The organism is Lacticaseibacillus suihuaensis (genome assembly GCF_054785075.1).
Window position 1 is genome coordinate 136,193 of sequence record NZ_BAAGBJ010000001.1, and the last position, 19,724, is coordinate 155,916.

Below are 19,724 nucleotides of genomic sequence, written 5' to 3' on the forward strand. Positions count from 1 at the left end.
ATGACTTTTCCCTCCACATACGCCGTCATTGACCTGGAAACCACCGGCACCAGCGTCGACGAAGGCGATCGGATCATTCAGTTCGGCTGTGCCATCATGGCCGACGGGCAGATTATTCAAACCGTCTCGCAGCTGATCAATCCCGACCGGCCGGTGCCGGCGGCCATTCAGGCGCTGACCGGCATTCACCCGGCCGACCTGGTGGCGGCGCCGTACTTTGAAGACGTCGCCTACATGATTGAAAACCTGCTGGAAGACAAGGTGATCGTCGCGCATAACGTCAACTTCGACTACCCGTTTTTAAGCGCCGAGCTCGCCCGGGTCGGCTCCCGGCCGCTGATTGGCCCCGCCATCGACACCGTGCAGCTGGCCCAGATTCTGATTCCGACTGCGCCGAGTTTTCGGCTGGCCGACTTGACCCACGCGCTGGGAATTCGCCACGACAATCCGCACCGCGCCGACTCCGACGCGGTGTCGACCGCCAAGCTCTTGTGGCAGCTGCGCGACCGCCTGCAGGCGCTGCCGAGCGTAACGCAAAAGCAGCTGGCGCAGCTGGCCGGCAGCCTGATTCGTCAAACCGGCGACTGGCTGGCCGCGCAGACGGTCCCAGGCGTTGCGCTGGCCGCCTCTCAGGTGCGGTGCGGCCGCTTCGTACTGCGCCGGCCGCAGCCGTTGCTTTCGCCCCTGGGAGCGGCGCCAGCTTATCCGGCAGGCGACGCGGCCAAGCGCAAGCTGCTACGGCCGCAGTTGCGGTTTCGCAAGAGCCAGGCCAAGATGATGGATGCGATCTACGCCAATGCGACGACCGCCCAAAAGCCCCTGATGATTGAGGCCGGGACCGGCCTTGGTAAGAGCCTTGGGTACCTGCTGCCTTACGCGTATGTGGCAGACGCCGAGCACAAGCTGGTGGTGGCCACCTCGACCACGGTGTTGCAGGCGCAGCTGATGGCGACCATTCCGCAGGTGGCCGCGATGACTGGGCGGGAGCTGCCGGCGGTGATGCTCAAAAGCCCCCGGCACTACCTCGACTTGCAGAAGCTGGATGTCAGCTTGCCGGCCGTCGACGACCGGCTTTCGCGGCTGTTGCAGCTGCGCCTGATTGTCTGGCTGACGCAGACGCAAACCGGGGACCTCGACGAGCTGCACCTGACCACCTACAAGGCGCCGCTGTTCGCCCGAATTCGCCACACCGGCACCGCCGATGCGGCGGCGGGGGACCCGTATGCGGCGGTCGACTTTTACCGCCTGCAGCAGCAGGCGGTGGCCGGCGCCTTCGTGGTGGTGACCAATCACGCCTACCTGTCGCGCCACTTTGACGCGTTGCGCTTTGCCAACCCGCCGTTTTTGGTGGTGGATGAAGCCCAGCACTTTGCCGACAACACCGCGGCGGCGTTCTCGCACCGACTGGCTCTGCCGGCCTTGCGCATTCACCTCAACCACCTGCGCAGTCTGCTCGAGCGCCGCAACCACCGCGACTTGCAGCACCTGTTTGCAGAAGACATCGCCCGGGGCTACCAGCTGATCACGATGCGCCAGCAGATTGACAGCCTGCAGGGGCAGGTGGCCGACTTGCAGACCACGCTATTTCACCACTTCTTCCGCCAGCCGCCACTGGGGGCGGTCACCAAAATGCTGATGCCCGAGCAGGTCAGCTGGCTCAAGGAAGCGCTCATTCAACCGCGGGAGCGGCTGGGGCGAGATCTCGCCGGGCTGATTGCGGCGTGCAGCCAGCTGAGCGGGGTCTATACGGCGCGACCCGAGCACTTTTTGACCTCGGATGCGGCGGTGTTTCAGGCACTGACCGGCCTGACGGCAGCGCTGAGTGCGATTCAGGCCGAGGTGGTCGCGCTGACGCCGGCGGTCTTGGACGCCAGCGCCGACGGGGTGACCTGCGTGACGCTTGAAACCGGGGCGGGGGCGATGGGCCTGGGCATGACCTGGGACCGCTTCCGCGTCGCCGAGCCGCTGCAGGCAGCGCTTGCACATTTTTGTGCCCCCACCTTTGTCGGGGCGACGCTCACCGTCGAGCGCGACTTTGGCTTTTTGACCCGCCAGCTGGGTTACCCCGCGCTGCCCGATGCCCAGTGTCTGCGGCTGCGCAGCCCGTTTCGCTACAAGCGCCAGGCCGCGGTGGTGGCCGTGGCCGACGCCCCGAATGTGCAGGACCTCACGCCTGACGCCTACGCCGACTACCTGTCTTCGGCCATTGCCGCGCTTGCGGCCGGCGAGCACCAAACCATCGCCTTGTTCACGTCGCTTGCGGTGATCGCCGCGGTTTACCGCCGGCTGGCGGCGATGCCGATCGGTCGCGACAAGGAGGTTTTGGCCCAGGGCGTGACCGGATCGGCGGAGAAAATTGCCAAGCGCTTTGCTTTGGGGCACAACAGCCTGCTCTTGGGGGCGGCCAGCTTCTTTGAGGGCATCGATTACCCGGCCAAGCAGCTGGAGATGGTCATTTTGACCCGGCTGCCGTTTGATGCACCGGATGCGCCGGTGACCAAGGCGCGTTATGTAGCGTTGCGTCAGGCTGGCCAAGACGCGTTCAAGGCCGACGCCTTGCCCAGGGCCACGCTGCGCTTTCGCCAAAGCTTCGGCCGCCTGATTCGCACCGAAGCCGACCGCGGGGTGTTCGTGGTGCTGGACCCGCGCCTGACCACCAACGCTTACGGGCGCAAGCTCGCCAAGAGCTTGCCCAACCTGAAGCCGACCGTTTTGCCGCTGGCTGAGGCCGTTTTGCATAGCCGTGACTGGCTGACGCGCCAGGCGGCCACGGACTCAAGAAAGGAGGACGCCCATGCGTCCAGCTAATCGTCGTAGAATGTTTCGCCTGTTGCGCCTGATCGCCGGCATCGCGCTGTTGGCCGCCGTCGTGTTCGTGTGGACCAAAAGCGTCTCGCCGCTGCGGTCGGTTCGCGAGCAGGCCACGGCCATCGCCAAGCGCCAGGCCAAGGTGACCACGGTGTCGCAGTTTTACTGGGACACGCAGCGCGACAGCTACTTGACCGTGGCCGGCACCACCAGCGACCACCGCGCCGTGTACGTGGTCATCCGCCAAAAAACCGGCAAGGTCCGCGTGCTACGCCAATCCGCCGGCATCACCCGCCAGCAGGCGCTGGCGAAGGTCGCGGCCAGCTACGCGCCCAAGCGCATCTCAAGCATCGGCTTGAGCCGCCGGGCAAAGAAATTTGTCTGGGATATTGGCTATCGCACAAAGTCTGGTAAACTTGGGTATGTGACTTACGACTTTGCCACCGGTGAGGAGCTGGCGGCGATTCGTAACCTATAAGGGGAGACCCGATTGGAGTGACGCTTTTGCATTTAGCCAAACGAATTCTGAACGTCGCCCCCAGCGCGACGCTTGCGGTCAGCAACCTGGCCAAGGAGATGAAGGCGCGAGGGGAAACCGTGTTCGACCTGTCGATCGGCCAGCCGGACTTCACCACGCCTGACTTCATCGACCAGGCGGCGGTCACCGCGATTCAAAGCGGGGCGGCCAGCTTCTACACGCCGGCCGCCGGGCTGCCGGCGCTCAAAGACGCGATTGCGGCGCATGTGCTGGACCAAACCGGCGTGCGTTACAGTCCCCAGCAGCTGGTGGTGACCACCGGCGCGAAGCTGGCGCTGTACGGCCTGTTTCAGGTGCTGTTGGACCCCGGCGACGAGGTCTTGATTCCGATTCCCGGGTGGGTCTCTTACGTCGAACAGGTTCGCCTCGCCGGCGGGGTGCCGCGCTCTGTGATGAGCAGCAGCCACTTCAAGGTCACCGTCGATGACCTCGAGGGTCAACGCACCAAGCACACCCGCGCCGTCATCATCAACTCGCCGAGCAATCCGACCGGTGCCGTGTACACCAAGGCCGAGCTGACCTTGATCGGCAACTGGGCGCTGCGCCACGACATTCTGGTGGTGGCCGATGACATTTACCGCGACCTGCTGTATAACGGGGCGACTTACACCTCCATCATCCAAATCGATCCGGCCATCACCGCCAACACGGTGCTGATCTCCGGGGCCTCCAAGTCCTACGCGATGACTGGCTGGCGCATCGGCTTTGCGGCCGGGCCGGAAAAACTGATCGCCGCCATGACCAAGCTGCTGGGCCACGCCACCGGCAACCCAACAGCCGCCGCGCAGTACGCGGCCATTGCCGCCTTTTCAAGCGATGGCCAAAGCGTGGCCGCGATGCGCGACGCCTTTGAGGACCGGCTGAACGCGGTTTACCCGCTGCTGCTGCAGGTGCCGGGCTTTGAGCTGCCGGACAAGCCACAAGGGGCCTTTTACCTCTTTCCGAACGTTCGCCGGGCGGCCACGCTGACCCACCACACGTCGGTCGACGATTTCGTGGCGGCGCTTTTGGCCGAAACCGGCGTGGCGCTGGTGCCGGGCCGGGCGTTCGGCCTGCCGGACCACGCCAGGCTGAGTTACGCGGCGGCCAAGGCCGACTTGGTCGAGGCCATGAGCCGCATCCAGGCCTTCGTCGGCCAGAACTAGCATTTGCATCACTTTTCTAACGATACAGGGGGATAACATGACAGAACAGATTCGCATCATCGATGCCAAAGACCACGTCAACGAGGAAGTCAAAATCGGGGCGTGGCTGACCGACAAGCGCTCAAGCGGCAAGATTGCCTTCCTGCAACTGCGCGACGGCTCCGCCTTTTTCCAGGGCGTGGTGCTCAAAAATAAGGTCAGCGAGGCCGTCTTCCAGGCCGCCAAGGACATGCGCCAGGAAACGTCCATGTGGCTGACCGGCGAGATTCACGAAGACGCCCGCAGCCACTTCGGCTACGAAATCGAGGTTCACGACATCGAGGTCCTTGGGGGTGCCGATGACTACCCAATCACGCCCAAGGAGCACGGCATCGAGTTCCTGCTTGACCACCGTCACCTGTGGCTGCGGTCCAAGCGCCAGTTTGCGATTCAGCAGATTCGCAACGAAATGATTCGCGCGACCTATGAGTTCTTCAACCAGGAAGGCTTCATCAAGATGGACGCGCCGATTCTCACCGGCTCCGCGCCGGAAGGGACCACCGAGCTGTTCGAAACCGAGTACTTCGATCGCCCGGCCTTCCTCAGCCAGTCCGGCCAGCTTTACGCCGAGGCCGGCGCGATGGCATACGGCAAGGTGTTCACCTTCGGCCCGGTGTTCCGCGCCGAAAAGAGCAAGACCCGGCGACACCTGACCGAGTTTTGGATGATTGAGCCCGAAATGGCCTTCACGCACCAGGAGGAGAGCCTGCAGGTGCAGGAACGCTACATCGCCTTTTTGGTGCAAAGTGTGATCGACCACTGCGACTACGACCTGAAGCTGCTGGACCGCGACGTTGAGACGCTCAAGAAGTACACCAAGCTGCCTTACCCGCGCATTCGCTACGATGAGGCGATTGAGATGCTGCAAAAGGCGGACTTTGACGTCAAGTGGGGCGACGACTTCGGCTCACCGGAGGAGACCTTCCTGTCCGATCAGTTCGAGCAGCCGGTTTTTGTCCTGAACTACCCGAAGGCCATCAAGCCATTTTACATGCTGCCGGAGGAAGGCCGCGATGACACGTACGTCTGCGCCGACCTGCTGGCGCCGGAAGGGTACGGCGAAATCATCGGCGGCTCCGAGCGTGAGGTCGACTACGACAAGCTGAAGGCCGCCATCGAGGCCAAGGGGCTCGATTTGGCCGAGTACGAATGGTACCTTGACTTGCGCAAGTACGGCAGTGTGCCTCACGCCGGCTTCGGTCTGGGGCTAGAACGCGCGATCACCTGGATCTGCCACCTCGACCACCTGCGCGAAACCATTCCGTTCCCCCGCATGATCAACCGTATCAAGCCGTAAGCACACAAGAGACTGGGCAATCAGTCTCTTTTTGCACTAAGAAGGGAGCCACCATGCCTAATTTGACCGATTACCTGCAGGCCGGCAGCACCAGCGTGTCCAACGCCTTGTTCGCGCGGTTCGCGCAGACCGAGCTGACCCACCGCGAGTTTGTCACCTACCTGTTTTTGCTGCAATGGGCCCAGCACCACACCGAAACACCGGACCTGGCGGCGCTTGGGCAGGCGGCCAAGCTGCGGCCGCAGGAGGTGTTCGGGGTGATTCAAAGTTTGACGGATAAAAAGGCGATCCGGCGGCTCAAGGCCACCGCTCGCGACGGCCGCCAGTTCGACCAGTACGACGTGACCCCACTGTTAGATCAGGTACTGGCGCCGCTGGACCGTCAGGCCATCACGGCACAGGACCAGGCGAGCAAAACGGTGTTCAGCCAAATCGAGGTGGAGTTCGGCCGGCCGCTGTCACCCATCGAGCAGCAGACCATCGGCGATTGGTTGACCGTTGATCACTACAAACCAGAGATGATCCAACTGGCGCTGCGCGAGGCGGTGCTCAACCGGGTGTATTCGCTGCGCTACATGGACAAAATCCTGATTGGCTGGGAGCGGCGACACTTCACCACGCCGGCGGAGGTGCAGGCGGATAGGAACCGGCACCTGGGCTTGTAGGAGGCGGGACATGGACGATCAACGCGCCGTGAAGTTGTTGAACCTCGTGCTTGCGCTGTACCCCGGCGTTCCACCGACGCTCAACGCCAAGACACCGTTTCAGATTCTGGTCGCCGTGCTGCTGTCGGCACAAACCACCGACGTGGCCGTCAACGCGGTGACCCCGCGGCTCTTTGCGGACTACCCGGACGCCGCGGCGATGGCGATGGCCACCCCGGCGGTCATCGAGCCTTACATCGACCGCCTGGGGCTTTACCACAACAAGGCCAAGTACCTGGTTGCCTTGAGTCAGGCGCTAGTGACCAGGTACGGCGGCCAGGTCCCCGAGTCGGCCAAGGCGCTGGTGGCCTTGCCCGGGGTCGGTCCCAAAACCGCCACGGTGGTGCGAACCGATGCCTTCAGTATTCCCGGCGTTGCCGTGGACACCCATGTTTCGCGCATCATTCGCGGGTTTGGCATCGCGCCGGCCAACGCGACACCGCAGGCCATCCAGCGGCGTCTGGAGGCCTTGATGCCGCCTGCGACCTGGATCAACCTGCACCGCGCCTTGATTCGCCTGGGGCGGGAGTGGCTGACCGCCCTCAATCCCAAGCTACCGCCGGGCCCGGCCTGGGCCGCCTTTGCGGCCGATTACAAGCCGGTTGCCCGCAAGTCCAAGGAGGGACATACCCATGCCAGATCAAATCGTTGACTCCAAGCGCCACGGCCACCGCGAGTCGTGGGATCACTACTTCATGAAGCTGGCCGGCAACGTCGCCGAGCGATCGACCTGCGAACGGGCGACGGTCGGTGCGGTTTTGGTGGTCGACCACCGCATCATTGCCACGGGCTACAACGGCAGCATCGCCGGGGATCCCCACTGCGACACCGCCGGGCACCTGATGCGCGACGGCCACTGCATCCGCACCCTGCACGCCGAGATGAACGCCATTTTGCAATGCGCCTTAAACGGCGTCTCGACCAAGGGCGCGACGGTGTACGTGACCTTCTTCCCGTGCCTGAACTGCACGAAGGCGCTGATTCAAGCCGGCATCACCGCCGTCTACTACCAGTCGGCCTACCACAACGATCCCTACGCCTTGGAACTGCTGGCCGCGCATCACGTGGCCGTGGTGCAGCTGACGCAGGAATCGGCCTGACCCGCCGGCTTGGCCCAATCCAAAAAGACCGTCCTCACACAAAGAGGGCGGTCTTTTCGGATACGTTCTACTGGGTGGTGTGGCTTGATTCCGTCTTGCTTGGCGTTTCGGGCAGGCTGACGGAGTTGCTCGGTGACTCGGTCGCAGGCGTCGACTCGGCGTCACCGGATCCGCTTGATTCGGCGCCACTGGCGCTGTCGGCGCTGCTGGTGCTGGCGCTGCTTGAACTCGAGCTCAAGACGCTTGAGCTGGTGGCGCTGCTGGTGGTCGAAACGCTTGAGCTGACCGAACTCGAACTGGATGAGCTGACGGCCGGGGTGGTCGGGGCAAACCCGCGAACATAAAGCTCGCGGCTGCCATTGACGGTTTTGGCAATGACGGACTCCGGCTTGACCCAATCTTTGTTGGGCAGACTCGAGGACGCGTAGGTCATCAGCACCTTGTAAATTTCCTTGGGAATCAGCTGCATGGCCGTCGTGACGCCGGCCGTATTGGCCTTGTCGTAACCCAGCCACACCGAGGCGACGCGGTAGCGGGTGTAGCCGACCATCCAGGAGTCTTTGGCCGTGCCTTTCAAGGCGGCGTTGGCGGCCAGCTCATTGGCCGCGTAATCCGTGGTCCCGGTTTTGCCTGCCTGATACAGCCCACTGATTTGGGCGGCCATCCCGGTCCCCTTGGCGATCACACCCTTGAGCATGTCGGTGACCATGTAGGCGGTGCTGGACTTCATCGCCCGGGTGCCGGCGTTAGCGAAAGTGACCGAATCGCCGTCCGGGGTCACAACTTTTTTGACGTAGCTGGGCTTGTAGTACGTGCCGCCGTTGGCCAGGGCCCCGTATGCCGCGGCCTCTTGCTCGGTGGTCACCGAGGCCCCGATGCCGCTAGGGTAGACCTGCTGGTTGGCCGGTAGGGTGATGCCCAGCCCCTTGATGAAGTTCAGGGACTTGGTCAGCCCCACGGCCTCGAGCGTCTTGATCGCCACGATGTTGCGGGACAGCTCCAGGCCGCGGCGAATGGTCATGGTACCCATGTACTTGTGGTCGATATCGTACAGCGGGGTGGTCGTGCCGGGATAGTAGTACGGCGTGTCGGCCTGCGTGGTGGCCGTCGAGTAGTTCAGGTACTCAATGGCCGGCGCGTAGTCCATCAGAGGCTTCATGGTCGAGCCGTTGCTGCGGTCGTTTTGGGTTGCGCGGTTGTAGGCCAGCCGGACGTTGCCGGTTTTGCGGCCGCCAATCTGGGCGATGACGGCACCGGTCTGCGGATTGGTCATCGTCACCGCCGTCTGAATCTTATCGTCCGGGAAAACGACGTCTTGGCCGTCGTTCACGATTTCGTATAACTTTTTTTGGACGTTGTAGTCGAGGTTGGTGTAAATCTTCAGGTTCTCGGCGTAAGGATCGACGTGAAGCTTGGCCTTGACCTGCTTGATCACCTGGGTCAGGTAGGCGTCGATCACCTTGTCGACTAAGGCGGTGTTGGTGATTTCACTTTTCTTCTTCAAGCCGGTGCTGATGGCCTCGGCCTTGGCCGTGGCCGCCTGAGCCTGGGTGATTTTATTGTCGCGCAGCATCGCGTCGAGCACCGCGTTGCGACGGGTCGTGGCCCGGGCCGGCGAGACATAGGGGTCGTAGCCAGAAGGGGACTGCGCCAGCCCGGCGATGAACGCGGTTTGGGCCAAGTCGAGCTGGCTTAGGCTTTTGCCGTAGTAGAACTGGGCCCCGGTGGCCATGCCCCGCTGGCCGTAGTTCATGTAGACCTTGTTGATGTAAAACTCCAGAATCTGCTCCTTGGAGTAGCTGCGCTCGACTTTGACGGCCAGCCAGGCCTCCTGGGCCTTGCGCCGCAGGGTCTGGTCCGAGACCTTGGTGGAGAACACCGACAGCTTGACCAGCTGCTGGGTCAAGGTGGAGCCACCTTGCAGCCCGGCGGTGTTGCCGGTCACCTTGGCCTTGAGGTTGGCAAAGGCCGCCCCGGCGATGCGAATCGGGTCGACCCCGAACTTCTCCTTATAAAAGCGCCGGTCCTCAATCGACACCACGGCGTCCTTGAGCCGCTGGGGAATCTTGTCGGCGGTGGCGTACACGCGGTTCTCCACGCCCAGGTGCGTCAGCGCCTTGTTGTTGCTGGCGTAAAGCGTGGAACCGCCGCCGCTCATCAGCTCGGTTTTGGTGATGGCCGGCGCGTCTTTGGCGTAGTAGGCGAACAGGCCAATGCCGGCGGCCAAGGCCACCACCACGGCCAGCGCCGCGAACTTGAAGAAGCGCAGCCAGCGGCCGCCGCGCTTCTTTGCTTTCTTAGCGGGTTTTTGGCGCCGCTTGGCCATTCTCGATGGGGCTTGATTAGCCATGTGTCTGTCCTTTCTTGGTTGCAATCAGCCAGTCGACGCCGTCTAAGTACGGCACCGGTGGCTGCAGCTGGGGGTGAAGCTCGAAGCCGTGAGCCTCGATTTCCTTGAGTGGAATCGACTTGCGCCCATCGGCCAGGCTGGCCTGCCAGTAGCGGTTCAAGGCGCTGGCCGGGTACACGAACAGGCGGCGCAGCGTGACGAAGCGAATCACCACAAAGCAGATGCCGGCCTGGGCCAGGCAGGCGTTGAAGTGGGCGACCTGGTGCGGGTGGAAGTTCTTGAGCGGAAAGCTCTGCTTGTTTTTGGTTTCCTTGGCGTCAAAATCCAGGTAGTAGCCCTGGTAAACCCCGTTGTAGTCGGTGGTCGACGGGGTCTTAAAGTAGGCCTCCTTGACCACCGCCTGGGCGCGGCTGGGGTAGTCGACCTTCACAATCTGAAGCGGGGTGGGTTTTTTGTACACCACCGCTTTGTTGGCGGCGCGGTAGTACTGGTTGCTTTGGTTCAGCTCGTCTTCAAGCGTCATGCCGCGGCCGCCGTAAGAAACAGGCCGCGGGGCCGCCGGTTGCGCGACGTCTTGGTATGGCTTACCATTAGGGTAGTGAATGGGCATGCGATCAACTCCTGGCCTTATTATAACAAGCCAGGGAGATTTGGCCTAATCGAATGGGAGGACGCGATGGGAACACGCCTGTGGTTGACCGGTTACCGGTCCTGGGAGCTGAACGCTTACGGCGATTCCGACCCCAAAATTACCGTGATTAAACTTGCTTTAAGAAACCAGCTCAAGGCGGCCTTGGACGACGGCCTGGAGTGGGTGATCACCGGCGGCGAGCAAGGCGTCGAGCAGTGGGGGGCTCAAGTTGCCGTCGGCCTCAAACAAGACTACCCGGAGCTGAAGGTCGCGGTGATGCTGCCGTTTGCGGATTTTGGTCACCAGTGGAAGGAAGAGAATCAAGCGGCGCTGGCCGCGCTGGTTCAGCAGGTCGATTTCTCCGCCAGTGTTTCCAGCCTACCGTACCAATCCCCCAAGCAGCTGTCCGGCTACACGCGCTTCATGGCTCAGCACACCGACGCCGCGCTGTTGGTGTTCGATCCGGACTTTGACGGCAAGCCGGCGTTTGCTTACCGGGCCGCTCAAGGTGAAGGCCGGCGGCGTAACTACCCGGTGCAGCTGATCAACATGCCCGATTTGGAGGAGGCCGCCAGGGCATACGGTGAGCAACAAGCGGCCGAACACGACCCCTTCGATTCGTGAAGAAAGCACGGCAATGCCCATCTGACGCATTTTGGCATTTTCAAAGTCCCCTCGGTATGGTATGATGAACTCATCCTGTGTTAAGGAATCAACGAGGTGTTCGGTTATGGATAACAACAACGAGGCAACGCGCGACGTCCAGCTCGACCCGCAAGCCATTCTGGAGAAGAGCTTCAAAACCAAGATGCGCGGCTACGACGCGGCTGAGGTCGATGAGTTCCTGGATCAAGTAATCAAGGACTACGAGGCCTACCAAGGCGACGTCGACCGCTTGGAGGCAGACAACGCGCGGTTGCGCAGCCGCGTCGACGAGCTGACCAAGCAGCTGAACGTGTCGTCCAAAGTTGCGGCGGCCACGCCGCAGCAGCCGAACGCCACCGTGACCAACTACGACATCCTGAAGCGGCTTTCCAACTTGGAGCGCCACGTCTTCGGGAGCAAGCTGGCCGACGGTGGCACCAAGCCGACCGACGCCAGCGGCATCGATCGCTACTAAGTCACGTCAACCCTTTGCAGATCACGAGTAATCGCGCCGGGTGCATGCCCGGTGAGGAAAGTCCATGCCCGCACAAGCTGCGATGCTTGTAGTGTTCGTGCCAGGCCCAATAAGCCTGGGTACCGGGTCAAACCGGTAACGGCGGTGTTCAGTGCTAAAGCTTCGGCCATGCACCTGCACCTGAAAGTGCCACAGAGACGATGCCGCCTGGAAACAGACGGACTGGAACGGGTAAACCCCGCGAGCGAGTAACCCAAACTTTGGTAGGGGCGGTAGGCCATGGGAATTGAACCGACGGCCTTCCAGCGAAAGCTGAGATAGATGATTACTGAAGGCACTTTGGCCTGACAAGGTGCTGGAACAAAACATGGCTTATAGGGGTCTGCAAGCAGGCACAGTCCGGGTTTCCCGGGCTGTTTTTTTACGCCGGGGTGGTTCCCGTGACGGAGTGTTGGTACAATGAACTCAGCAAAATAAAAGGAGCCGACTATGCAACACAAACTGATGGCAACAATGGCGGCCGGGCTTGAGAGCCTGACCGCCCGTGAGCTGCAAGACCTAGGTTTTGCAACCACAACCGATAACGGCAAGGTTTTTTTCGAGGGTGACGACCGCGCCATCGCCACTGCCAACGTCTGGCTTCGCACGGCCGACCGCATCAAGATCATCGTCGGCCAGTTCAAGGCCACGACGTTCGACGACCTGTTCGAAGGCGTCCGGGCCCTGCCTTGGGACCGCTACCTGCCACTGGACGCCGAGTTTCCGGTGGCCGGGCGCAGTGTCCGGTCGACACTGCACTCCGAGCCAGACGTGCAGGCCATCACTAAAAAGGCGATTGTCAATAAGCTCGCCGAAGTCTACCACCGCCGCGGCCGCCTGCCGGAAACCGGCAACCTATACCCGCTGGAGGTCTCAATCCTCAAGGATGTCGCGACTTTGACCATCGACACCACCGGGCCATCCCTGTTCAAGCGCGGTTACCGCGTGGCCAAGGGCGAGGCGCCTTTGAAGGAAAACTTCGCGGCGGCGCTGGTGATGCTGACTAACTGGCGTCCAGACATGCCGTTCGTCGACCCGACCACTGGTTCCGGCACCATTCCGATCGAAGCCGCCTTGATCGGGCTGAATCTCGCCCCGGGCCTCCACCGCCGGTTTGCCTTTGAGGATTTCGCCTTCTTTGATTCAGACGCGCTGGCCAGCGTCAAAACCGCCGCGTTGGCTGCCGCCGACATGGACCGCGAGCTGGACATCACCGGCTACGACATCAACCAGGAGATGATTGAGATTGCTCGGCTGAACGCCCACGAGGCCGGCCTCGGCCACCGCGTGGTGTTCAAGCAGCTGGCAGTCAAGGATTTCAAGACCGACAAGCCCCGCGGCGTGATTGTCGCCAACCCGCCTTACGGCAAGCGAATGGGCGAGCTTGAGGCCGCCCGGCGGCTGTACGGCGAGATGGGCGATGCCTACCGTCGCCTCGACGGCTGGAGCAAGTACATCTTGACCGCCGACCTGGGCTTTGAAAAGGCGTACGGTAACAAAGCGACGAAGCGCCGCAAACTGTACAACGGTAGCCTGCGAACCGATTACTTCCAGTATTGGGGGAAGCGGCCGGCGCGACCTTAGACTAGCGTGCCGAAACCGACCCTCGGACTACGTGTGAGCTTATAAATTGGCGGCTGAGGTGGCAGGGCTTACACTGACTCTGGATGATTATTCTAGGACAGGGGGGCGACCAAAGGCCTTGGTCGTTGCACGCCCACTGCCCATGGGGAACGGTCCGGGACATAAGCATTCTCACAAGCCGAACCCGACTTTCAACACACGTGTTTTCGCGTAACGGCGCCCATCTGCGGGCCCGAATACCAGGATTGGACCTCTCGCTGATTGCACTGCCTACTCGCTTTGCGAGGTAGCTGCGGCGGCGCATTGACCGGTGGCTTGTGCCAAGTCGCCTCGCGCCGGTGACCATCGCCGCGGCGGGTGACTGAGCGATTGCATCACACCCAACAAAAGGGCCAAGGCCGGCGGGGACGCGTCTCCGCTGGCTCCGGCGCGGCCGCCGCAACCAGCGCGTTGCGGCGGTTTTTGTGTCGGCCAGACGTGGTGCCCCGGCAAATGTTAAGAATCATCCCGCAGTGACAAGAAGGGCTGATTTTTCGCCGCGGCTTCGTTATACTGGAGGTGTAATCGGTTTCAGCAAACAAAAGGAGGTTCATGCTCATGGGGCAACACACCACTGAGATTTTCGGCTTACTGGAGGATGCGTTACTGACCAAGCGGCCGGTCAAAATCCACACGATGGACAAGCGGACGCTTCACGGGGTGATTCAGGCGATCACCCCGGGCACGGTCAAGCCGTACGCCGAGCGCAGCACCGTTTTGATCGACACGCAAAAGGGCGCCAAGCGCGTTCAGGAATACGCAATCACCAAGATTGCGTGGGCATGACCACATTTGAATAAGCACACCGCGGCGGGGTGACCCGCCGTTTTTGTGGTGCAAAAGCCCAGGCGTTGCGCTACAATGATGAGTATATTAAATGCTGGTGAGAATCAGCGAAAGGGGTTCATTATGGCACAAGACACACCGCGTTACCAAGATGATCTGTACGAAGCCGTCAACGGCGAGTGGGAGAAAACGGCGGTCATCGCCCCAGACAAGTCCCGCACCGGGGGCTTCAGCGACCTGGCCGATGGGGTCGAAGACCAGCTGATGGCCGACTTCAAGGCCGTGGCTGCTGGCAGCAAACCGGCGCCTGATCCGTACTTTGCTCAGGCAGTCAAGCTGTACCAAAAGGCCCTGGACTTCAAGGCCCGAGACGCCGCTGGCATCAAGCCGGCGCTGGATCGCCTCGCGGTGTTGAACGCCACCAGCGACCTGGCCGCGTTCAACGCCAAGGCCGGTGACCTGGAGCTTAGCTTGTTCCCGCTGCCGTTTTCCGGCGGCGTTGAGCCCGACATGAAGGACACCAGTCGCAACCTGTATCAGATTTCCGGCCCCAGCACCATTTTGCCGGACACGACCTACTACGCCGAAGGCAACGAGCAGGGCCAAGCCCTGCTGAAGACTTGGACGGACATGAGTCAACAGGTGCTGGCCCAAACCGACCTCAGTGTGGCCGCTCAGGCGACCTACCTGGCCGATGCGCTGACCTTCGACCGCGAGATCGCCAAGCACGTCAAGAGCTCCGAGGAATGGGCGGATTACCCAAAGGCCTACAATCCGCAGTCCTTCTCGGAGGTGGCCGCACAGTTCGGCGCCTTTGACTTCCCTGCGTTTGTCCAAGAGGTGCTACCGGCAAAGCCCGAGACCATCATCGTTCAAGACCCGCGCTTCCTGAAGGAATTCACGCAGCTTTTCTCCGCTGCAACCTTTGCCCAGTACAAGCACTGGGCTTATGTCACCGAGCTGGTCAGCCTGACCGGCTACCTTAGCGAGGACCTGCGCCAGCTCGGCGGCACCTTTGGCCGGGCACTCTCCGGCAGCCCGGAGGAACCAAGCCAGATTAAGCACGCCTACCGCCTGGCCAACCGCTTCTTCTCCGAGCCAATCGGGATTTACTACGGTCAGACATACTTCGGCGAAACCGCCAAGGCAGACGTGATTGCGCTGGTCGAGAAGATGATTGCGACCTACAAGCGCCGCTTGACCAACTCCAGCTGGCTGTCTGCCTCTACCAAGGCCAAGGCAGTGGTGAAACTCGACACCATGGTGCTGAAAATGGGTTACCCCGACAAGGTGCAGGCGGTTTACGACCTGCTGAAGGTCGGCGACGGTGACCTGCTGAGCACTGCCATCGGGCTTTCGACGACCCGCAACCAGTACAACCTCGATCAGCTGACCCAACCGGTCGACCGCACGATTTGGGTGATGCCGGGGCACCTGGTCAACGCCTGCTACGACCCGTCGCGCAACGACATCACGTTCCCGGCCGCGATTTTGCAGGCGCCGTTCTACTCACTTGACCAAACCGCCAGCCAGAACCTCGGCGGCATCGGTGCGGTGATCGCGCATGAAATCTCGCACGGCTTCGACAACAACGGGGCCCAGTTCGACGAGTTCGGCAATCTCAAGGACTGGTGGCAGCCGGCCGACTACGCTCACTTCAAGGACCTGACCCAGGCGATGATCGACGAGTTCGACGGCCTGGAAACCGAGGCCGGCAAGGCGAACGGCAAGCTGATCGTGTCCGAGAACATCGCGGATGCCGGCGGCCTGGCCGCGGCTTTGGAAACGGCACAGGGGCTGGATGACTGCGATCTGCAGGCTTTCTTCATCAACTGGTCGCGCATCTGGCGGCAAAAGGCTCGCCTGGAGCTGCAAAAGATGTTCTTGGCCGTCGACGTTCACGCCCCAGCGAAGCTGCGGGCCAACGTGCAGCCGCAAAACCTCGAGGCCTGGTACCAGGCCTTCGATGTGAAGCCAGGGGACGGCATGTACCTGGCGCCGGACAAGCGCATCACCATTTGGTAAACCCCAACGACGCCAACGGCCGTCTTCTTCGGAAGACGGCCGTTTTTAGGGCTACAAAACAAAAAGCCGCCACAAGGGCGGCGCCGCAGGTCAGACGGCCAGCTGCTTCAGGGCCTCTGGCCGAAACCCTGCGATCGGTTCAATGCCTGGGGCCTCAAGCACCGGCACGGCCTGGAAACCCTGGCCCTTCAGGTAGCTGATGTACTCCGGCTCGTCGTTGATGTTGTGCTCCGTGAACGGAATGTTGTGTGTCTTCAGGTAGTTCTTGGTCATGCGGCACTGAGGGCAGCCGTTCTTGGTGAATACGGTAATGTTGGACATGAGGCTCACTCTTTTCGCTTTTTTCTAGTAGCCCAAGCATACAACGTCTGGTACCAGCTGTCAATCCTACGCCCCAATATCTTGGGGTGGCGTCGACAGAGGCAAAAAAACACGCGGCGCCTGGCCAAACCGCTATACTAGAGGTGGCTCAATCGCCACACAAAAAGGAGGAAGCGTTCATGAAAGCAGACAAGCACATGGATCAAGAAGCAATCATCGATATGAACGAGCAGCTGGTAGATTATGCAGGCAAGCACGGGTTGGCGGTGCCGGATCTGGCCCAGGCCCTTGCCCAAGCGGCCACACCGGCGCTGACGGGGCTTGACGGCTTGCTCAAAGACGGTGGGGTCGGCCGCAAAATATACGAAGACGTCGCCCAAGGCTACTTGGTTGACCGCTACCACCTGGCCGGCGGCGAGCTTGAGGCGGCCCACAAAAAGCTGATCGAGGCGGCGGTTGGCTACCTAGGTCAACACACCGCGCAGCTGGACAACTGGCAGCGTTAAAGAATCGGCGACAGTAGCCGCGAGCCATACTGCTTGAAGCGCAGCCAGTGACCTTGCGCGGCAATCATGGCCGGGGTCAGGCAAACCGAGTTGGCCAAGTCGGCCTCAAAGATGCGGGTAAGCTGACCGGCCACGCCGCGGTCGTAGATGAAGGCGTTGGCCTCGAAGTTGAGCTTGAAGCTGCGAATGTCGAAGTTCGCGCTGCCGACACTGGCGATTTTGCCGTCGACCACCACGGTTTTGGCGTGAAGAAAGCCTTTTTGGTAGTGGTAGATGCGAACCCCGAAGCGGCTGAGGTAGTTGGCGTAGTACTGCGTCGCCCGAAAAATGAAGGGGTGATCGGGCATGTCCGGAATCATCAGCCGCACGTCGATGCCGGCCAACGCGGCGGTGATCAAGGCGTCGATCACCGTGTCGTCGGGAATCAGGTAGGGGGTCTGGATCCACACCGACTTGGCGGCGCTTGTAATCATTTTGACGTAGCCGTACTTGATCTGCTGCCCCTTGCTCTCCGGGCCGCTGGAGACAATCTGCATCGCCACCTTGCCGGGGGCGGCGGCTGCATCGCTGGCCGGCGTCACCAGGTTGTAGGGCTCCTCACGGGCGTGGTCAACCGTGGCGTTCCAGTCCATCAGAAACTGCACCTTCAGCGCCAGGACGGTGTTGCCGCGGACGCGCAGGTGCGTGTCGCGCCAAAAACCGAACTTCGGCTTGCGCGAAACGTACTGGTCGCCGACGTTGAAGCCGCCGATGTAGCCGATGCGATCATCCACCACCACGATTTTGCGGTGCAGCCGGTAGTTCAGGCGAAAGTCCAGGAACAGGTGGCGGGAGGAGAAATAGGTCTCCACCTGACCGCCGGCCTCGGTGAGTGGTCGCCACCACTTGGCGCTGGCGCCTTGGCTGCCCCAGGCGTCGTACAGCACCAGCACCTTGACGCCTTGCTGCGCCTTTTGGACCAGCAAGCGCTGCAGCGCGTTGCCCAGTTCATCGTTGTAAATGGTGTAGTACTCGACAAAGACGTGATCGGTGGCAGCCTCAATGTCTTGGAACAGGGCGGCGAACTTGGCCGCCCCATCGGTGTAAATCGTAACGGCGTTGTCACTGAGCAAAGGCGCGCCGTCCGTGTTCAGAAACAGCGTGGTCAGCTCTTTGGACGCCTGCGACAACGCAGCGGGTGGCAGGAGCTGATTTTTGTCGTTCTCGCGCTTTTGCAGCTGGACGAAGGCGTCGATCCCTTTGCGGTACTCGGCCTGGATCGCCTGCATCTTGCGGGCGGATAGGCCGCGACCGGCGAAGAGGTAGATGCCAAACCCAAGCACTGGCAAAAAGATGAGCACCAACAACCAGGCCCAGGTGGTCGAAATGTCTCGCACCTCGCGCAACACTGTGAAAATTGCGCCGGCCGTGTTCAGCACCAAGACGGCGACGACAAGCGTTGAAATAATCGACATGAGTTTCGCCCACTTTCGTGAAAAAGGTCTTTACTTACTATTTGTTAGCTGATACACTAAGGTCATTCGAAAAAAAGGAGCTCTCATTATGACTAACGACCTGTTGACCTTACTGAACCAACGCCGCACCATCTACGCCCTGGGCAAGGACGTCACCCTCACCGACGACGAAATCGTGACGTTGGCCACCGACCTGATTCAGGCGACGCCGTCCGCCTTCAACTCGCAGACGGTTCGTGCCGTCTTCCTGTTCGGCGCCAAGCACGACCAGCTGTGGGACATCGTGATCAAGCGCCTGAAGTCGGAAGTGCCGACCGAGGCCGCCTACGAGAACACCAAGAAAAAGATCAACAGCTTCAAGGCCGGACATGGGACAATCTTGTACTTCACCGACACCGCCAAGGTCCACCAGTTGGAGCAGGACTTCACCCTTTACGCCGACAACTTTGCCACCTGGGCGGAGCAGGCGCAAGGGTCCAGCCAACTCAACGTCTGGACGGGGCTGGCCAACCACGGCATCGGCGCCTCGCTTCAGCACTACAACCCGCTGATCGACACGCTGGTTCAGGAGGCCTTCGACATTCCGGCCACCTGGCAGCTGCGGGCCGAAATGCCGTTCGGCTCAATCGAGGCCCCAGCCGGTGACAAGGACACGATGGCCAAGGCAGATCAGTTCAAGGTTTTGAAGTAATGCATGTGCCGCGCGGCAGCGCGGCTTTTTTGCTGCTCGGCTACAAGTCGCGCTCTGCTTGGTGCAGCCCTTGCTGGGCCAGGGCATGCGCGTGGTTTTGCCGGTCGGGGACCCACTGCCACAACAGTAGGTCAAAGCGCGGCACCAGTGCCTCAAGTTGGGCCACGGCCGCCCCGTAGTGCTTGGCGTAACGCTTGTCTAGCGCATCGATTACGATTTTGGCGTCGCTGTAGAGCGTCACCGCCCCGGTTTGACCGGTTTCAATCAACTGGGTCAGCCCGGTGATGGCGGCGCAAAATTCCGCCTCGTGGTTGGACATCACGCCGATGGCCGCGTGGTACTGGGTTGCCTGGCCGTTGGCGACGGCGAGAATGCCGATGCCACTGGGACCGGGATTGCCCTTGGTCGCCGCATCTGTGTAGAGTTTGAGCATAAGACACCTTCCTTGCCTTCCATTATACGCCAGTGTGGACGGCGTCGGCCAATCGGCCTGACTGCGCCAATCCCGAACGCTGACGGCGGTGGCGAAGGGCGATGGCGCGTGTTA

19 protein-coding genes and 1 other RNA gene are annotated in these 19,724 nt (G+C 61.5%); 15 read left to right on the forward strand and 5 right to left on the reverse strand.

Going from position 1 to position 19,724, the window contains the following annotated elements; all coding sequences use genetic code 11:
• The 7 genes from ACYVRZ_RS00625 to ACYVRZ_RS00655 are packed head-to-tail and all read left to right on the forward strand — an operon-like array spanning nt 1 to nt 7,631.
• A complete protein-coding gene (locus tag ACYVRZ_RS00625; RefSeq protein ID WP_461223904.1) occupies nt 1-2,808 on the forward strand; it encodes a helicase C-terminal domain-containing protein in 2,808 nt (935 codons plus the stop codon).
• Nucleotides 2,795-3,286 carry a cell wall elongation regulator TseB-like domain-containing protein gene (locus ACYVRZ_RS00630; protein WP_461223906.1) on the forward strand — a complete coding sequence of 164 codons (492 nt, stop codon included), beginning with the start codon at nt 2,795-2,797 and terminating at the stop codon, nt 3,284-3,286. Before ACYVRZ_RS00625 ends, ACYVRZ_RS00630 begins: the two co-directional genes overlap by 14 nt.
• Nucleotides 3,287-3,312: 26 nt before the next feature.
• A complete protein-coding gene (locus tag ACYVRZ_RS00635) occupies nt 3,313-4,491 on the forward strand; it encodes a pyridoxal phosphate-dependent aminotransferase (RefSeq protein ID WP_461223908.1) in 1,179 nt (392 codons plus the stop codon).
• Between the two features lie 37 nt (nt 4,492-4,528).
• Nucleotides 4,529-5,827, forward strand: coding sequence for an asparagine--tRNA ligase (gene asnS, locus ACYVRZ_RS00640; RefSeq protein WP_461223910.1), 1,299 nt, complete (start codon nt 4,529-4,531; stop codon nt 5,825-5,827).
• Between the two features lie 53 nt (nt 5,828-5,880).
• The gene (locus tag ACYVRZ_RS00645; RefSeq protein ID WP_461223912.1) at nt 5,881-6,492 is read left to right on the forward strand and encodes a DnaD domain-containing protein; all 612 of its coding nucleotides are present in this window, start codon (nt 5,881-5,883) and stop codon (nt 6,490-6,492) included.
• Between the two features lie 10 nt (nt 6,493-6,502).
• Nucleotides 6,503-7,183: an endonuclease III domain-containing protein gene (locus tag ACYVRZ_RS00650; RefSeq protein ID WP_461223914.1), complete on the forward strand. Its 681-nt coding sequence runs from the start codon at nt 6,503-6,505 to the stop codon at nt 7,181-7,183.
• A complete protein-coding gene (locus ACYVRZ_RS00655) occupies nt 7,164-7,631 on the forward strand; it encodes a deoxycytidylate deaminase (RefSeq protein WP_262314660.1) in 468 nt (155 codons plus the stop codon). The genes ACYVRZ_RS00650 and ACYVRZ_RS00655 overlap by 20 nt, the downstream gene beginning before the upstream one ends.
• Nucleotides 7,632-7,698: 67 nt before the next feature.
• Here ACYVRZ_RS00655 and ACYVRZ_RS00660 read toward each other — a convergent pair whose 3' ends face one another.
• Together ACYVRZ_RS00660 and recU are read right to left on the reverse strand one after the other, a co-directional pair.
• The gene (locus tag ACYVRZ_RS00660) at nt 7,699-9,981 is read right to left on the reverse strand and encodes a transglycosylase domain-containing protein (protein WP_461223916.1); all 2,283 of its coding nucleotides are present in this window, start codon (nt 9,979-9,981) and stop codon (nt 7,699-7,701) included.
• Nucleotides 9,974-10,591 (reverse strand): Holliday junction resolvase RecU, encoded by a 618-nt coding sequence (recU, locus tag ACYVRZ_RS00665; protein ID WP_461223918.1) that lies wholly within the window; start codon nt 10,589-10,591, stop codon nt 9,974-9,976. The genes ACYVRZ_RS00660 and recU overlap by 8 nt, the downstream gene beginning before the upstream one ends.
• Nucleotides 10,592-10,657: 66 nt before the next feature.
• Between recU and ACYVRZ_RS00670 the strand changes: the two genes are divergently transcribed.
• The 6 genes from ACYVRZ_RS00670 to ACYVRZ_RS00695 all read left to right on the forward strand — a co-directional run bounded on the left by ACYVRZ_RS00670 (nt 10,658) and on the right by ACYVRZ_RS00695 (nt 16,205).
• Entirely contained in the window at nt 10,658-11,236 is a 579-nt protein-coding gene (locus ACYVRZ_RS00670; RefSeq protein WP_461223920.1) for an SLOG family protein, read from the forward strand.
• 106 nt (nt 11,237-11,342) lie between these two features.
• Nucleotides 11,343-11,732, forward strand: a complete 390-nt coding sequence (gene gpsB, locus ACYVRZ_RS00675) for a cell division regulator GpsB (protein WP_262314656.1) — start codon at nt 11,343-11,345, stop codon at nt 11,730-11,732.
• Between the two features lie 19 nt (nt 11,733-11,751).
• Nucleotides 11,752-12,112, forward strand: an RNA gene (gene rnpB / locus ACYVRZ_RS00680) — RNase P RNA component class B.
• Between the two features lie 109 nt (nt 12,113-12,221).
• The gene (locus ACYVRZ_RS00685; RefSeq protein ID WP_461223922.1) at nt 12,222-13,355 is read left to right on the forward strand and encodes a THUMP domain-containing class I SAM-dependent RNA methyltransferase; all 1,134 of its coding nucleotides are present in this window, start codon (nt 12,222-12,224) and stop codon (nt 13,353-13,355) included.
• 597 nt (nt 13,356-13,952) lie between these two features.
• Nucleotides 13,953-14,180: a hypothetical protein gene (locus ACYVRZ_RS00690; protein WP_262314654.1), complete on the forward strand. Its 228-nt coding sequence runs from the start codon at nt 13,953-13,955 to the stop codon at nt 14,178-14,180.
• A gap of 123 nt (nt 14,181-14,303) precedes the next feature.
• On the forward strand, nt 14,304-16,205 hold the full coding sequence (locus ACYVRZ_RS00695; RefSeq protein ID WP_461223924.1) for a M13 family metallopeptidase: 1,902 nt from the start codon (nt 14,304-14,306) through the stop codon (nt 16,203-16,205).
• A gap of 90 nt (nt 16,206-16,295) precedes the next feature.
• On the opposite strand, the gene nrdH is transcribed toward ACYVRZ_RS00695, so the two are convergent.
• Complete coding sequence (gene nrdH / locus ACYVRZ_RS00700) at nt 16,296-16,526, reverse strand: glutaredoxin-like protein NrdH (RefSeq protein ID WP_262314652.1); 231 nt, start codon at nt 16,524-16,526, stop codon at nt 16,296-16,298.
• A 179-nt stretch (nt 16,527-16,705) separates the two neighbouring features.
• On the opposite strand from nrdH, the gene ACYVRZ_RS00705 reads away from it, so the two are divergent.
• The gene (locus ACYVRZ_RS00705; protein ID WP_461223926.1) at nt 16,706-17,032 is read left to right on the forward strand and encodes a hypothetical protein; all 327 of its coding nucleotides are present in this window, start codon (nt 16,706-16,708) and stop codon (nt 17,030-17,032) included.
• Here the strand turns inward: ACYVRZ_RS00705 and cls are convergent.
• On the reverse strand, nt 17,029-18,486 hold the full coding sequence (cls, locus tag ACYVRZ_RS00710; RefSeq protein ID WP_461223928.1) for a cardiolipin synthase: 1,458 nt from the start codon (nt 18,484-18,486) through the stop codon (nt 17,029-17,031). The two genes, ACYVRZ_RS00705 and cls, sit on opposite strands and share 4 nt — an antisense overlap.
• Before the next feature lie 88 nt (nt 18,487-18,574).
• Here cls and ACYVRZ_RS00715 point away from each other — a divergent pair, with 88 nt between their 5' ends.
• Nucleotides 18,575-19,177, forward strand: coding sequence for a nitroreductase family protein (locus tag ACYVRZ_RS00715; RefSeq protein ID WP_461223930.1), 603 nt, complete (start codon nt 18,575-18,577; stop codon nt 19,175-19,177).
• A gap of 40 nt (nt 19,178-19,217) precedes the next feature.
• Here the strand turns inward: ACYVRZ_RS00715 and ACYVRZ_RS00720 are convergent, their stop codons facing one another.
• A complete protein-coding gene (locus tag ACYVRZ_RS00720) occupies nt 19,218-19,610 on the reverse strand; it encodes a ribonuclease HI family protein (RefSeq protein ID WP_461223932.1) in 393 nt (130 codons plus the stop codon).
• Between the last annotated feature and the right edge of the window lie 114 nt (nt 19,611-19,724).

What these genes read in the sequence shown, in the direction of transcription:
- ACYVRZ_RS00625 (WP_461223904.1), top strand. Translation starts at nt 1, where the DNA reads ATGACTTTTCCCTCCACATACGCCGTCATTGACCTGGAAACCACCGGC.
- ACYVRZ_RS00630 (WP_461223906.1), top strand. Translation starts at nt 2,795, where the DNA reads ATGCGTCCAGCTAATCGTCGTAGAATGTTTCGCCTGTTGCGCCTGATC.
- asnS (WP_461223910.1), top strand. Translation starts at nt 4,529, where the DNA reads ATGACAGAACAGATTCGCATCATCGATGCCAAAGACCACGTCAACGAG.
- ACYVRZ_RS00645 (WP_461223912.1), top strand. Translation starts at nt 5,881, where the DNA reads ATGCCTAATTTGACCGATTACCTGCAGGCCGGCAGCACCAGCGTGTCC.
- ACYVRZ_RS00650 (WP_461223914.1), top strand. Translation starts at nt 6,503, where the DNA reads ATGGACGATCAACGCGCCGTGAAGTTGTTGAACCTCGTGCTTGCGCTG.
- ACYVRZ_RS00655 (WP_262314660.1), top strand. Translation starts at nt 7,164, where the DNA reads ATGCCAGATCAAATCGTTGACTCCAAGCGCCACGGCCACCGCGAGTCG.
- ACYVRZ_RS00660 (WP_461223916.1), bottom strand. Translation starts at nt 9,981, where the DNA reads ATGGCTAATCAAGCCCCATCGAGAATGGCCAAGCGGCGCCAAAAACCC.
- recU (WP_461223918.1), bottom strand. Translation starts at nt 10,591, where the DNA reads ATGCCCATTCACTACCCTAATGGTAAGCCATACCAAGACGTCGCGCAA.
- ACYVRZ_RS00670 (WP_461223920.1), top strand. Translation starts at nt 10,658, where the DNA reads ATGGGAACACGCCTGTGGTTGACCGGTTACCGGTCCTGGGAGCTGAAC.
- gpsB (WP_262314656.1), top strand. Translation starts at nt 11,343, where the DNA reads ATGGATAACAACAACGAGGCAACGCGCGACGTCCAGCTCGACCCGCAA.
- ACYVRZ_RS00685 (WP_461223922.1), top strand. Translation starts at nt 12,222, where the DNA reads ATGCAACACAAACTGATGGCAACAATGGCGGCCGGGCTTGAGAGCCTG.
- ACYVRZ_RS00690 (WP_262314654.1), top strand. Translation starts at nt 13,953, where the DNA reads ATGGGGCAACACACCACTGAGATTTTCGGCTTACTGGAGGATGCGTTA.
- ACYVRZ_RS00695 (WP_461223924.1), top strand. Translation starts at nt 14,304, where the DNA reads ATGGCACAAGACACACCGCGTTACCAAGATGATCTGTACGAAGCCGTC.
- nrdH (WP_262314652.1), bottom strand. Translation starts at nt 16,526, where the DNA reads ATGTCCAACATTACCGTATTCACCAAGAACGGCTGCCCTCAGTGCCGC.
- ACYVRZ_RS00705 (WP_461223926.1), top strand. Translation starts at nt 16,706, where the DNA reads ATGAAAGCAGACAAGCACATGGATCAAGAAGCAATCATCGATATGAAC.
- cls (WP_461223928.1), bottom strand. Translation starts at nt 18,486, where the DNA reads ATGTCGATTATTTCAACGCTTGTCGTCGCCGTCTTGGTGCTGAACACG.
- ACYVRZ_RS00715 (WP_461223930.1), top strand. Translation starts at nt 18,575, where the DNA reads ATGACTAACGACCTGTTGACCTTACTGAACCAACGCCGCACCATCTAC.
- ACYVRZ_RS00720 (WP_461223932.1), bottom strand. Translation starts at nt 19,610, where the DNA reads ATGCTCAAACTCTACACAGATGCGGCGACCAAGGGCAATCCCGGTCCC.